The following is a 12,196-nucleotide window of genomic DNA, read 5'->3' as shown; positions in this document are numbered from 1 at the left end:
AAGGCCGGTCAGCTCCAGGTCGCGTTCTTGAGGATCGCGTTCAGCTGCGGGTGGTCCCACTGGTCGAGGATCAGGATCTTCGACGTGGGCAGATACCACTCGCGCTGGTTGTAGTGCAGCTTCACCCGCCACTTCTTGTCCACGCAGGTCGCCGCCCATTTGTGGTAGTCCGCCTTGTGGCCCGGCCCGACCTGCCGCAGCCCCTTGTCCGCGACCTTCCACTCGCCCTTGTACAGCTTGTAGCTCTTGGGGCAGATGCTGACGTCGGTCGCCGGGTCGTAGCCGTACTTCGGCTTGTACGCCTGGAACGTGCGGAGCCCGATCTTGAGCGCCTTCGGGCCCAGCACCCAGAAGCTGTGGCATCCCCAGTCACGGAACCCGAAGTCCTCGGTGCCGTAGGTGGGGCACGAGCCGGTGATGACGCGCACCCAGTCCTTGCCGGTCGTGGCCACCTTCCAGGACTTGGGGATCGTGAGGGTCAGGCCGCCCCGCAGACGGACCTGCTTGGTGCCGCCGCTTTCGCTCGCGAACGCCGCAGCCGGAGCCGTCAGGGTGGCCGCCAGCACGGCCAGGCCGGCCGCCGCGGCCGAGATCGTCTTTCTGAACATGCCCGGCACACTAGGCGCGGTCGCTTGCGGACGACTTGCGGCCCGATAGGCGAAAGGTCACCGAACGCGGCGTCAGTTCCAAGTGGCGTTCTCGAGAATCGTGCTCAGGCCCGGCGTCTTCCACTGGTCGATCACCAGGATCTTCGACGTCGGCAGATACCATTCGCGCTGGTTGAAGCGGGCCTTCACCTTGCCCGAGGTCATGGTCCCGCAGGTGCCCGCCCAGTCGCGGTAGTACGCCTTGTGCCCCGGCCCGACCTGCCGCAGCCCCTTCTCCGCGAGCTTGGTCTGGTGGATGTAGAGGTTCTTCTTGACCGGGCAGGGCCCGACGTCGGTGGCCGGATAGAACGGGCCGTCCGGCGTGTACTTCTGGAACAGCTCGTGACCGATCTTGATGGCCTTGGGTCCCATGACCCAGAAGCTGTGGCAGCCCGAGTCGCGGAAGCCGTACATGTCCGTGCCCTTGGTCGGGCACGAGCCGGTGATGACCCGGAGCCAGTCCTTGCGACTGTCGTCGACCTTCCAGGACGACGGGATCCTGAGAGTCAGGCCCTTGCGCAGGTGCAGCGGCTTGGTGGCCGCGCTGTCGTTCGCGAACGCCGCCGCCGGAGCCGCCAGGGACGCCGCGAGCACGGCCAGGCCGGCCGCCGCGGCCGAGATCGTCTTCCTCATGCCCAGGAAACTACGCCCGGCCGCTTGCAGACGGCTTGCCGAGACTTGCCACGAGGTCGCCGAGGAAGGCCACGACGCCGTCGGGCCCGTCCACCACCACATCGGCGCGCTCCGCCAGGGCGGTCACCTCCGTCGACCCGCTGCACACCCGTACACCGGGGATCCCGGCCGACTCGACCGCGTCGAAGGCGGCGAGATCCCCCAGGTCGTCGCCGACGAACATGACCGAGCGGGCGTCCCGCTCGGCGAGGAAGGCCGACAGGGCCCTGCCCTTGTCCATTCCGGCCGGCCGCAACTCCAGCACCATGCGGCCCGGCTCGACCGCCAGCCCGGCCTCCTCGGCCAGCGCCACGACCGGCCCGCGCAGCGCCTCAAGCGCCCCCGCGGGGTCGGCGCACCGCCGGGTGTGCACGGCGACGGCCCGGTCCTTGTCCTCGATCCACACGCCGTCGAGGCCCCCCACGAGCTCGGGCAGCCGGGCGCGGACGAGGTCGAGCCCCGGCGGCGGTGGCGGGGCCGTCAGGCGGCCGTCCTCCCAGCGTTCCAGCCCGTAGTGGCCGAGGATCACCAGGCCGGGCACGTCGGCGAGGGACGGCCCGCCGGAGACCTCTCCGAGTGCGAGAGCCGTACGCGGCGGACGGCCGGTGACGATCACGACGGCGCGCACCAGCGGGGCGAGGGCGGCCAGCACGCCGGGCACGCCGGGATGCACGCGGGCGGCGGCCGGGTCGGGCACGATCGGGGAGAGCGTGCCGTCGTAGTCGAGCCCGATCACGGCGCCGGCCGGATCGGCGACGATCGCGTCGAGTCCTGCGTGCGCGGGCAGGGTCATGGCCATGGCCTCACTCCGAAGGGGGTCACGTGCGTACGCCTCGACGGCCTCATGCCCCGAGAGCGGGGCTCATGCATGCGGTGGGGAAAGCACGGGGGGTCAGGAGTTCAGCCCGAAGCGGCGGGCCGAGCGGTCGCGCCGCCGGCCGGCCCTCATCCGGCGCAGCCGCTTGACGAGCATGGGGTCGTGCTCCAGCGCCTCAGGCCGGTCGATCAGCTCCCCGAGTAACTGGTAGTACCGGGTCGCCGAGATGCCGAAGGCCTCCCTGATCGCCTGTTCCTTGGCGCCCGCGTAACGCCACCACTGGCGCTCGAACGCGAGCATCTCGCGGTCGCGGTCCGAGAGGTCGAGCCCGTCTCCGCCGGCCGGTTCGGTGTCCATCGGCTCCTCCTCGATCGGCTCGCGGGCCCGTCCCATGGTAATGCCAAGCCCGGGAGACGAACCCGGGGTGTTCAGGCCGGGCAGGACAGACGTAATGTCACGTGGTGTGAGCTCTGTCATCACGCTTCTGACCGACTACGGGCTGGAGGACGGGTTCGTCGCCGCCTGCCACGGCGTGATCGCGGGCATCGCTCCGCAGGCTCGGATCATCGACGTGGGTCATCTCGTCCCCGCCGGGGACGTACGGCGCGGCGCGGCCATCCTCGCGCAGACCCTGCCCTACCTGCCGGCCGGCGTCCATCTCGCGGTCGTCGATCCCGCCGTGGGCGTGAACCGGCGCGCGGTCGCCGTGGAGGCCGGGGGACGGGTGTTCCTCGGCCCGGACAACGGCATCCTGTCGTGGGCCGTCCGCGCCGCGGGAGGCGCCGAGGCGGCCTACGACATCACGAACAAGGACCTGTTCCTGGCGAGCGTCTCACCGACCTTCCCTGGACGCGACCTGTACGCCCCGGTGGCCGCCCACCTGTGCACCGGACGCGCGGTCGCCGACGTGGGGCCGCCGATGCCGGTGGAGCGCCTGGTGACCCTGCCGTCGCCGACCTGCCGGTTGCGGGACGGCGCGGCCGAGGGCGAGGTGCTGTCGGTGGACAGGCACGGCAACGTCCAGTTGTCGATCACCGCCTCCGACCTGGCCGAGCTCGGCGTACGGCTCGGGGACACCATCGCCGTGTGGCTCGGGCGCCGCCAGGTCGCCGTGCCGTTCCGGGAGACGTTCACCGCCGTGCCGCCCGGCGACCTGGTGGCGTTCGCCGACTCCGCCGGACTGGTCGCGATGGCGATCAACGCCGGGGACGCCGCCGAACGCCTGGGTCTGCCCCCGGGCGCGCACGTACGGCTGTCGCCCGGGCGCTGACCCGGCCGGTCCTACTGGGCGTTCACCACGTCGCGGACCTCCGCGAAGTGGCAGGCGCTGGGGTGGTCGCTGCCCGGGCGCGCCTCGAGCGCGGGCGTCTGCTGGGCGCAGATGTCCTGCGCCTTCCAGCACCGCGTGCGGAAGTGGCAGCCCGAGGGCGGGTTGGCGGGCGAGGGCGGGTCGCCCTGCAGGATGATCCGCTGGCGGGTCTCCCGGCCCTCGGGGTCGGGCACCGGCACGGCCGACAGCAGCGCCTGGGTGTACGGGTGCGTCGGGCTGTCGTAGATCTCGGCGTCGCTGCCCAGCTCGACGATCTTGCCGAGGTACATCACCGCGACCCGGTCGGAGATGTGGCGGACCACCGACAGGTCGTGCGCGATGAAGATGTAGGCGAGGTTGAACTCGTTCTGCAGCCGCTCCAGCAGGTTCATGACCTGGGCCTGGATCGACACGTCGAGCGCGGAGACCGGCTCGTCGCAGATGATGATCTCAGGCTGGAGCGCCAGACCGCGGGCGATGCCGATGCGCTGGCGCTGGCCGCCGGAGAACTGGTGCGGGTAGCGGTTGATGTGGTCGGGGTTGAGGCCGACCACCTCGAGCAGCTCCTGCACCCGGCGCCGCCTGCCGCCCTTCGGCACGACGTCCGAGTGGATCTCGAACGGCTCCCCCACGATGTCGCCGACGGTCATCCGCGGGTTCAGCGAGGTGTAGGGGTCCTGCATCACCATCTGGATGTTGCGGCGCATCCGCTTGAGCTCGCCGCCCCTGGCCGTGGTGATGTCCCTGCCGTGGACGCGCACGGAGCCCGACGTGGGCCGCTCCAGCGCCATCAGCAGCTTGGCCAGGGTGGACTTGCCGCAGCCCGACTCGCCGACGATGCCGAGCGTCTCACCCCGGTGCAGGTCGAAGGAGACCCCGTCGACGGCCTTGATCGCGCCGATCTGCCGCTTGACGAGGATGCCCTGAGTGAGTGGGAAGTGCTTGACCAGGTCGCGGACTTCGAGGATCGACTCAGTTTTCGTCTGCATCGATGACCTCCCTCCAGTAGTGGCAGGCGCTGCCGCGGGTGCCACTGATCGTGTACAGCGGGGGCACGTCGGTCACGCAGTTGTCCCGCCGGTACGGGCACCGCGGGTGGAAGGCGCAGCCCGTCGGCATCTCCAGCAGGTTGGGCGGCAGGCCCTTGATCGCGTAGAGCTCATGGCCCTTGTGGTCCACCCTGGGGATCGACTCGAGCAGCCCCTTGGAGTAGGGGTGGGCCGGGTTCTTGTACAGGTCGTGCACCGGGGCGTTCTCGACGATCCGCCCGCCGTACATGACCGCGATCTTGTCCGCGACGTCGGCGACGACGCCGAGGTCGTGGGTGATCAGGATCAGGCCCATGTTGCTGTCGCGCTGCAGCTCCGCGAGCAGGCCCATGATCTGGGCCTGGACGGTCACGTCGAGCGCGGTGGTCGGCTCGTCCGCGATCAGGATCTCCGGGTCGAGCGCGATCGCCATGGCGATCATGATGCGCTGTCGCATACCGCCGGAGAACTGGTGCGGGAAGTCGTTGACCCGGTCCTTGGCGGCCGGGATCCTGACCCGGTCCATCAGCTCGATGGCCTTCTTCTTGGCCTCGGCCCGCGACGTGCCGCGGTGCATGCGGAACATCTCGGCGATCTGCCAGCCGACCGGGAAGACCGGGTTCAGCGCGGACAGCGCGTCCTGGAAGACCATGGAGATGCCCTCCCCGCGGACCTTCCTGCGCTGGTCCTCCGGGAGCTTGAGCAGGTCGACGCCCCGGAAGCGGATCTCGCCCCCGGTGATCTTCCCCGGGGGCATGTCGAGGATGCCCATGATGGTCTGGGCGGTGACGCTCTTGCCCGAGCCCGACTCGCCCAGCACGGCTAGCGTCTCGCCGGCGTCCACGCTGTAGGTCACGCCGTTGACGGCCTTGGCCACACCCGCCCGGGTGCGGAACTCGACGTGGAGGTCGTCCACCTCCAGCAGGGCGCCGCTGTGGGAGCCTCTGCCCACCTGCTCGGAAAGCACTTCCGTCACTCGCTGTGCCTCCTCATCGAAGCTTCGGGTCGAGGGCGTCGCGTACGGCTTCGCCGAGCATGACGAAGGTCAGCACGCACAGGGACAGGAACGCCGCGGGGAAGAGCAACGCGTGCGCCCCGGTCCTCATGTACGAGGCGTGGTCGGCGATCGCGATGCCCCAGGAGATCACCGGCGAGCGCAGGCCGATGCCCAGCAGCGACAGCGTCGCCTCGGCGCCGATGTAGCTGCCGATCGTGATCGTGGAGTACACGAGGATCGGCGCCATCGAGTTCGGCAGCAGGTGCCTGAAGATGATCCGCAGCGGACCCGCGCCGAGCGCCCTGGCGGCCTGCACGTAGTCCTGGTGCTTTGCCTGGATCACGGCCGAGCGGGCGATGCGCATGAGGATCGGCCATCCCAGCAGCGCGAGCACGATGATCACGACCGCCATGATCATGGCCTTGCCGGGGTTCGACTGGGCCGGCGCGATGGTGCCGAGGATGATGATCGCGCCCAGCACGTACGGCAGGCCGAGGAACATCTCGCCGACTCGGGAGACGATCGCGTCGATCCAGCGCCCGAAGTAGGCCGCGAGCACGCCCGTCAGACCGCCGAGCAGGACGGTGGCCAGCGTGGCCAGCACACCCACGATGATCGAAGTGCGGGCGCCGTACACCGCGCGGGCGTAGACGTCGCGCCCCTGCAGGTCGTAGCCGAACCACGCGTCCGAGCTCGGCAGCTCCATGCTCTTGGCGAGCGTGGCGTACTCCGGGTCCTTGTGCGTGAACAGCGACGGGAAGGCCGCCATCAGGAGGAACACGACCAGCATCACGAGCGAGATCCAGAAGATCTTGCGTCGCTTCAGGATGTCCCACGTGTCGCGCCAGAGGCTGCGCTGGCTGCCCCGGACCGCGACCGGGCTCGCGGTCGGCTCGTCCGCCCCCTTGATCAGATCTTGCGTCGCGGTCGGGTCACTCATAGCGGATCCTCGGGTCGAGCACGCCGTAGAGGAGGTCGACGAGCAGGTTGGAGAGCAGGTACACGAGCACGAGCAGCGTGGCCACGGGGACCACGATCGTGTAGTCCTGACCGTTGATGGCCCGCCACAGCAGGCCGCCGATGCCGTGGATGTTGAAGATGCCCTCGGTGATGATGGCGCCGGACATCAGCGAGCCGACCTCGGTGCCGAGGAACGTCAGCACCGGAATGAGCGAGTTGCGCAGCAGGTGGATCCCGACCACCCGCCGGTTGCTCAGTCCCTTGGCCACGGCCGTGCGCACGTAGTCGGCGCGCAGGTTCTCCACGATGCTCGTACGGGTGAGCCGCGCGGTGAACGCCATGTTGAGGCTGGCCAGCACCAGCGCCGGGACGATCAGCTCGGGGATCGTCGCCTCGTCCGTCACGGTCGGCGAGATCACGCCGAACTGCACGCCGAGGATCCACTGCAGCAGGTAACCGGTGACGAAGATCGGCAGCGACAGCAGGAACAGCGTGGAGATCGTCACCACGTTGTCGAGGAAGCCGCCGCGCTTGAGCCCCGACAGCACGCCGGCGCCGATTCCGATGATCGCTTCGAACAGCACCGCCATCAGCGCGAGCCTGATGGTGATCGGCCAGGCGTCGCCGAGCTGGCTCGCCACAGAGACGCCGTTGAAGTCGGTGCCCAGGTTGCCGGTGAAGAGGTTCTTCAGGAAGCTCCAGTACTGCACCAGGATGGGCTGGTCCAGGCCGAACTGCTCGCGCATGGTCGTGACATAGCTGTCCGGACAGGGCCGCTGGCCGCATCTCCCGGCGAACGGATCACCTGGGAGCTGCCAGACCATGTAGTTGATGATGAAGGTCGTGCCCAGCACGACAGGCACGAGTTGCAGCAGGCGCCGGATCGCGTATCGGCCCATGCGCACCTCCGATCTGACGCTAAAGGTCGTACATGCGCCCCCCGTGGGTCAACACGGGAAGTCGCGAATGGACAGCCCACGAGGCCGGCCCCGGTGGGGAACCGGCCTCGGGGGGTTTCACCTACGAGCTGTCCCTACGCTTCCTTGATCGCGATCGACAGCGGGTCGAGCACGCCGAAGGGGGTGACCTTCACTCCGGTCACCCACTTGGAGGTGCCGGCCTGCAGACCGTACGACCACAGCGGAATCGCGGGCATGTCCTGCTGAAGCATAGCCTCGGCCTCCTGGTAGAGGGCGTTGGCCTGCGCGGGGTCGGTGGCGGTGTCGGCCTCGTGGAGCTTCTTGTCGAGGTCCTTGTTGCTGTAGAGACCGTCGTTGGAGGAGGCGCCGGTCTTGTACAGCGGGTTGAGGAAGTTCTCGATGTGCGGGTAGTCCATCTGCCAGCCGGTGCGGAACGCGCCCTTGATCTTGTGCTGGGTGATGGTGTCACGCAGCTCGGCGAAGGTGGGCATGTCCTTGTGCACGAACTTCACGCCGGCGTCGGGACCGAAGGCCTGGTTGATGCTGTTGACCGTGGCCTCGATCCACTCCTTGTGAGTGCCGTCGGCGTTGGACCAGATCGGGAACTCGGCCGGCGGGGTGTAGCCCTCGGCCTTGGCCTTGGCGAGGTACTCCTTGGCCTTGGCGGGGTTGTAGGTGCACAGGTCGCCGCAGGCCCCGTCCTTGAAGCCCTCGACGATCGGGGAGACCCAGCCGTTGATGGGCACACGGCCCTTGTTGAAGATCTTGTCGGTGATCGTCTTCCGGTCGATCGCGTACGACACGGCCTTGCGGAAGTCCGCGTTGCCGCCGAACTCCTTGTCGTACAGCGGGAAGGTGACCGTCTGGATGACGCCCTGCTGGCCGTCGATCGCGCGGTCGCCGAGGTCGGTCTTCCACTTGTCGCCGGCGAGGGCCGACGGCGGGATCAGCTCGGTGAAGTCGAGGTTGTTGGAGACCAGGTCCGCGTACGCCGCGTTGTCGTCCTTGTACATCTTGTAGACGATCTTCTTGACCTTGGGCTTCTCCGGCCCGGGGTAGTCGGGGTTCGCCTCGACGATGATCTGCGAGTTGTGGTCCCACTGCACGAACTTGAAGGGTCCGTTGGTGACCGGCTTCTGCGCGAAGCCCTTCGGGTCCTTGAAGAAGGCGTCGGGGAGCGCCGCGAAGCTCGTGTAGCCGAGCTTGGTGCGGAACACGGCGACGGGCGCGGTCAGGGTGACCTTGAAGGTGAGGTCGTCGACGACCTCCAGGCCCTTCAGCTTGTCGGTCTCCGGCTTCGGGGCCTCCTTCGGCCCGTCGGGACCGTCGGGGTCGGCGGTGTTGACCTTGTCGAAGCCCACGATGTCACCGAACCAGAAGCTGCCGAGCTGAGCGTTCGGCGAGTAGGCGGTGTAGTTCCAGGCGTCGACGTAGTTCTTCGCGGTGACCGGCGTGCCGTCGGTCCACTTCAGACCCGGCTTGAGCTTGATCGTCCACACCTTGTTGTCGGTGGTCTCGATCGACTCCGCCTGGTCCAGCTCGGGAGCGGCCGTGTCCGAGTTGTACTTGACGAGGCGGCTGTACACGAACTCGTTGATCGTGCCACCGCAGGTCTCGTTGATGTTTCCGGGCACGAAGCCGGTCTGCGGCTCACAACCACGGATGTAGACGGTTCCCGTGGCGGCCCGGGGGTTGTCCCCGCCACCGCTACTGGAGCCGCCGCCCCCGCCGCACGCGGCGACGCCGAGCGCAAGCAGCGCGGTGCCGGTGGCGATCTTCGCGCCCTTAGTCACGCGCATAGTGGATTGGTCCTCCCTCTAAGGATGGGCGTTCGCGCTGGTTGGCACCCGGTTTGCCGGGCATCGTCAAACCAGCTGACGTCCTGCCAGTCGTCCGGAGCATCCCTTACCGGACGCACCAGAGGAGTCTCCGGCACGTTGCAGTTCGGTCACACGTGCGTCAGTCGGGCGTCACACACATTCCTGTGAGCCCAACCTTAAATGCCCAGCACGGCATCAAAGCCCCCTTTAGAGTACATATACCGACAGACGGCCAGTCCTTCGGCCGAGGGTGAGGGCGACACTCACGCCCCCGTCCCCGGATCAGGATGTCCTGGGCTACCTTTGACCAGTCGCAGCCACGTTCGGTGCGACAGCCGTCCCACCGACCTCCATCCAATAGAGTCCATGCCATGAGCCAGCCGGAATCCGCGCTCGCGGAGGCCCAGGGTGGCGGCCGAGCCCCGGAGTCGCTGGCCGCGCTCGCCGAGCGTCACGGACTACGACGCGCCATCGCACGCCCCAGCATGCCCGCCTACCTGCGCCAACTGTGGGACCGGCGGCACTTCATCCTCACCTACGCCACCTCGCGCAACGTCTCCAAGTATTCCGAGTCGATGCTCGGCCAGCTCTGGCAGGTGCTGACCCCGCTGCTCAACGCCGCGGTGTACTGGCTGATGTTCGGCGTCATCCTCGGGCAGAGCAAGAAGATCGACAACTACCCGGCGTTCCTCATCACCGGGGTCATGGTATTCACCTTCACCCAGCGCACGGTGATCAGCGGGGCGAAGTCCATCTCGTCCAACCTGTCCCTCATCAGGGCGCTGCACTTCCCCCGGGGCGCGCTCCCCCTGGCGTACACCATCCAGGAGCTCCAGCAGCTCGGCTACTCCATGGCCGTGCTCGTCCTCCTGGTGCTCGTCACCGGAGAGCCGATCAGCTGGCTCTGGCTGCTGATCCCCGTCGTGCTGCTCATGCAGCTCGTCTTCAACATCGGCATGGGCATGTTCATGGCCCGCCTCGGCGCGTTCATGCGGGACATGAACCAGCTGCTGCCGTTCATCACGCGCACCTGGCTGTACGCCTCCGGCGTCTTCTACGCCATCGACGACCGCACGAAGGACCTGCCGGACTTCCTCAGGTGGGCGCTGGAGTTCAACCCGGCCGCCGCCTACATCGAGTTCATGCGCGACCTGCTGATCTACCAGCGGTTTCCCGAGCGCTGGGCGTGGGTTACCTGTCTATTCTGGGCAGTGTTCGCACTGATCGTCGGCTTCTGGTACTTCTGGCGGGCCGAGGAGAGGTACGGCCGTGGCTGAGCTGACCAAGGAGCTGTCGCAGGTGGCGCCCCAAACCCCAGAGACGCAAACCCAAGAGACGCAGAACCCGCAGAATCCCAAGGCCGGAACCCCGACCGTCATCGTCGACGACCTCCACATCGTCTACAAGGTGTACGGCTCGGCCAGCGACGCCGAGAAGGGCAACGCGGCCAGCGCGCTGATGCGCATCCTGCGGCGGCAGGGCCGGCCGCAGATGAAGGAGGTCCACGCCGTCAAGGGCGTGAGCTTCGTCGCCCACCACGGCGACGCCATCGGCATCATCGGCCGCAACGGCTCGGGCAAGTCGACGCTGCTGCGCGCGATCGCCGGCCTCCTGCCCCCGCACAAGGGCGCCGTCTACACCAACGGGCAGCCGTCCCTCCTCGGTGTCAACGCGGCCCTCATGAAGGAGCTGACGGGCGAGCGCAACATCATCCTCGGCTGCTACGCCATGGGCATGAACCCGGCCGAGGTACGCGAAAAGTACGACGAGATCGTGGACTTCTCCGGCATCGGGGACTTCGTCCAGTTCCCCATGTCGACGTACTCGTCCGGCATGGGCGCCCGGCTGCGCTTCGCCATCTCCTCCGCCAAGACGCACGACGTGCTGCTCATCGACGAGGCCCTCGCGACCGGCGACCGCGAGTTCAAGAAGAAGAGCCAGCAGCGCATCAAGCAGATGCGCGACTCCGCCGGCACGGTCTTCCTGGTCGCCCACAACCTCGACGTGATCGAGGAGACGTGCAACCGGGTGATCTGGTTGCACAAGGGAAAGATCAGAATGGAAGGCGACCCCCAGGAGGTCCTGGAGGCGTACAACAAGGCCTGAGAGAAACGGAGGGGTGACCGTGCCGACGCCGCCACCTATCCCGTACGACCATCTGCCCGAGGTGCCCGCGCTGACCGTCGAGAGCGACGACGTACGCGACGGCGAGCGGCTCCCCGAGGCCCACGTGTTCAACGACTGGGGCATGAGCGGGCAGAACGTCTCCCCGCATCTGCGCTGGTCGGGCGCCCCCGAGGGCACCAGGAGCTACGCCGTCACCTGCTTCGATCCCGACGCGCCCACGGGCAGCGGCTTCTGGCACTGGGTGCTGTACGACATCCCTGCCACCGTCACCGAGCTGCCGGCGGGCGCGGGCAACGGGCCCGACTTCAAGGGGCTGCCGGAGGGCGCCAAGCACGCGCGCAACGACTTCAGCACCAAGGAGTACGGCGGGGCGGCGCCGCCCCCCGGTCACCCGCACCGCTACCTGTTCGCCGTGCACGCCCTGAGCGTGGAGTCCCTGGGCGTGGACACCGACACGCCGCCGGCCGTGGTCGGCTTCAACATCACCGCCAACAGCCTCGCCCGCGGCTATATCGCACCTGTGTACGAAACCTGATGCGAAAGGGCCGCTCGTTCCACTATGATTCGAACGGAGATTCGACATAGGGGAGGGGCGGATGAGCGAGCTGGCAACGGCGATCGACAATCTGGCCGCCGAAGATCCCTCGGAGCTTCCCGTCGGGCTGATCGCCGAGCAGCTCATCGAGCTGCACTGGCAGATGGCCCGCCTGCAGGCCCAGATCGCCAGGCGCACCCACCTGCGCGCCGGATTCGACTCGCCGGCCTCGCCCAACTAGACGAGTAAGTCCTAAGTCGCTGTGAGGCGGGCTGTGGGAAAGGGCGAAGGGTGTCGATGATCCGTTTGTGACGACAGACATCAACACCCTTCTCACCGCACTGTACGTCAAGATCGATGACTG

General features: G+C 67.9%; 14 protein-coding genes. 5 read left to right on the top strand and 9 right to left on the bottom strand.

The window, feature by feature from the left end; genetic code table 11:
• Positions 1-8: 8 nt before the first annotated feature.
• The 4 genes from FLW16_RS30310 to FLW16_RS30295 form a co-directional block, all read right to left on the bottom strand.
• The gene (locus FLW16_RS30310) at positions 9-608 is read right to left on the bottom strand and encodes a hypothetical protein (RefSeq protein ID WP_142563555.1); all 600 of its coding nucleotides are present in this window, start codon (positions 606-608) and stop codon (positions 9-11) included.
• Positions 609-680: 72 nt separating this feature from the next.
• Complete coding sequence (locus FLW16_RS30305; RefSeq protein WP_142563554.1) at positions 681-1,280, bottom strand: hypothetical protein; 600 nt, start codon at positions 1,278-1,280, stop codon at positions 681-683.
• 10 nt (positions 1,281-1,290) lie between these two features.
• The gene (gene otsB, locus FLW16_RS30300) at positions 1,291-2,112 is read right to left on the bottom strand and encodes a trehalose-phosphatase (RefSeq protein WP_142563661.1); all 822 of its coding nucleotides are present in this window, start codon (positions 2,110-2,112) and stop codon (positions 1,291-1,293) included.
• Positions 2,113-2,211: 99 nt separating this feature from the next.
• Positions 2,212-2,493, bottom strand: coding sequence for a DUF3263 domain-containing protein (locus tag FLW16_RS30295; RefSeq protein WP_079319307.1), 282 nt, complete (start codon positions 2,491-2,493; stop codon positions 2,212-2,214).
• A gap of 106 nt (positions 2,494-2,599) precedes the next feature.
• Here FLW16_RS30295 and FLW16_RS30290 point away from each other — a divergent pair, with 106 nt between their 5' ends.
• Positions 2,600-3,406 carry an S-adenosyl-l-methionine hydroxide adenosyltransferase family protein gene (locus FLW16_RS30290; protein WP_260615724.1) on the top strand — a complete coding sequence of 269 codons (807 nt, stop codon included), beginning with the start codon at positions 2,600-2,602 and terminating at the stop codon, positions 3,404-3,406.
• Between the two features lie 11 nt (positions 3,407-3,417).
• Here FLW16_RS30290 and FLW16_RS30285 read toward each other — a convergent pair whose 3' ends face one another.
• From FLW16_RS30285 to FLW16_RS30265, 5 genes are all read right to left on the bottom strand, one after another.
• Positions 3,418-4,434, bottom strand: a complete 1,017-nt coding sequence (locus tag FLW16_RS30285; protein WP_142563551.1) for an ABC transporter ATP-binding protein — start codon at positions 4,432-4,434, stop codon at positions 3,418-3,420.
• Positions 4,418-5,449, bottom strand: coding sequence for an ABC transporter ATP-binding protein (locus tag FLW16_RS30280; protein WP_185949654.1), 1,032 nt, complete (start codon positions 5,447-5,449; stop codon positions 4,418-4,420). The genes FLW16_RS30285 and FLW16_RS30280 overlap by 17 nt, the downstream gene beginning before the upstream one ends.
• 13 nt (positions 5,450-5,462) lie before the next feature.
• Positions 5,463-6,410, bottom strand: a complete 948-nt coding sequence (locus FLW16_RS30275; RefSeq protein ID WP_142563550.1) for an ABC transporter permease — start codon at positions 6,408-6,410, stop codon at positions 5,463-5,465.
• Complete coding sequence (locus FLW16_RS30270) at positions 6,403-7,329, bottom strand: ABC transporter permease (protein WP_142563549.1); 927 nt, start codon at positions 7,327-7,329, stop codon at positions 6,403-6,405. The genes FLW16_RS30275 and FLW16_RS30270 overlap by 8 nt, the downstream gene beginning before the upstream one ends.
• Positions 7,330-7,463: 134 nt before the next feature.
• Positions 7,464-9,149, bottom strand: coding sequence for an ABC transporter substrate-binding protein (locus FLW16_RS30265; RefSeq protein WP_142563548.1), 1,686 nt, complete (start codon positions 9,147-9,149; stop codon positions 7,464-7,466).
• Positions 9,150-9,541: 392 nt separating this feature from the next.
• Between FLW16_RS30265 and FLW16_RS30260 the strand changes: the two genes are divergently transcribed.
• The 4 genes from FLW16_RS30260 (at position 9,542) to FLW16_RS30245 (ending at position 12,073) form a co-directional block, all read left to right on the top strand.
• Complete coding sequence (locus FLW16_RS30260) at positions 9,542-10,447, top strand: ABC transporter permease (protein WP_142563547.1); 906 nt, start codon at positions 9,542-9,544, stop codon at positions 10,445-10,447.
• 22 nt (positions 10,448-10,469) lie between these two features.
• Positions 10,470-11,276, top strand: a complete 807-nt coding sequence (locus FLW16_RS30255; protein ID WP_396686879.1) for an ABC transporter ATP-binding protein — start codon at positions 10,470-10,472, stop codon at positions 11,274-11,276.
• A 19-nt stretch (positions 11,277-11,295) separates the two neighbouring features.
• Complete coding sequence (locus FLW16_RS30250; RefSeq protein ID WP_142563659.1) at positions 11,296-11,832, top strand: YbhB/YbcL family Raf kinase inhibitor-like protein; 537 nt, start codon at positions 11,296-11,298, stop codon at positions 11,830-11,832.
• Between the two features lie 61 nt (positions 11,833-11,893).
• Positions 11,894-12,073 carry a hypothetical protein gene (locus FLW16_RS30245; protein WP_142563545.1) on the top strand — a complete coding sequence of 60 codons (180 nt, stop codon included), beginning with the start codon at positions 11,894-11,896 and terminating at the stop codon, positions 12,071-12,073.
• Positions 12,074-12,196 lie beyond the last annotated feature (123 nt).

It is taken from the genome of Microbispora sp. KK1-11 (genome assembly GCF_006874435.1).
Classification (GTDB): Bacteria; Actinomycetota; Actinomycetes; order Streptosporangiales; family Streptosporangiaceae; genus Microbispora; species Microbispora catharanthi.
The sequence above is the reverse complement of the archived record's forward strand: the minus strand, read 5'-3'. Positions and strand labels throughout refer to the sequence as shown.

Excerpts from the sequence above, each read along its gene's own strand:
- FLW16_RS30310 (WP_142563555.1), bottom strand. The coding sequence starts at position 608 with ATGTTCAGAAAGACGATCTCGGCCGCGGCGGCCGGCCTGGCCGTGCTG.
- FLW16_RS30305 (WP_142563554.1), bottom strand. The coding sequence starts at position 1,280 with ATGAGGAAGACGATCTCGGCCGCGGCGGCCGGCCTGGCCGTGCTCGCG.
- otsB (WP_142563661.1), bottom strand. The coding sequence starts at position 2,112 with ATGACCCTGCCCGCGCACGCAGGACTCGACGCGATCGTCGCCGATCCG.
- FLW16_RS30295 (WP_079319307.1), bottom strand. The coding sequence starts at position 2,493 with ATGGACACCGAACCGGCCGGCGGAGACGGGCTCGACCTCTCGGACCGC.
- FLW16_RS30285 (WP_142563551.1), bottom strand. The coding sequence starts at position 4,434 with ATGCAGACGAAAACTGAGTCGATCCTCGAAGTCCGCGACCTGGTCAAG.
- FLW16_RS30275 (WP_142563550.1), bottom strand. The coding sequence starts at position 6,410 with ATGAGTGACCCGACCGCGACGCAAGATCTGATCAAGGGGGCGGACGAG.
- FLW16_RS30270 (WP_142563549.1), bottom strand. The coding sequence starts at position 7,329 with ATGGGCCGATACGCGATCCGGCGCCTGCTGCAACTCGTGCCTGTCGTG.
- FLW16_RS30265 (WP_142563548.1), bottom strand. The coding sequence starts at position 9,149 with ATGCGCGTGACTAAGGGCGCGAAGATCGCCACCGGCACCGCGCTGCTT.
- FLW16_RS30260 (WP_142563547.1), top strand. The coding sequence starts at position 9,542 with ATGAGCCAGCCGGAATCCGCGCTCGCGGAGGCCCAGGGTGGCGGCCGA.
- FLW16_RS30245 (WP_142563545.1), top strand. The coding sequence starts at position 11,894 with ATGAGCGAGCTGGCAACGGCGATCGACAATCTGGCCGCCGAAGATCCC.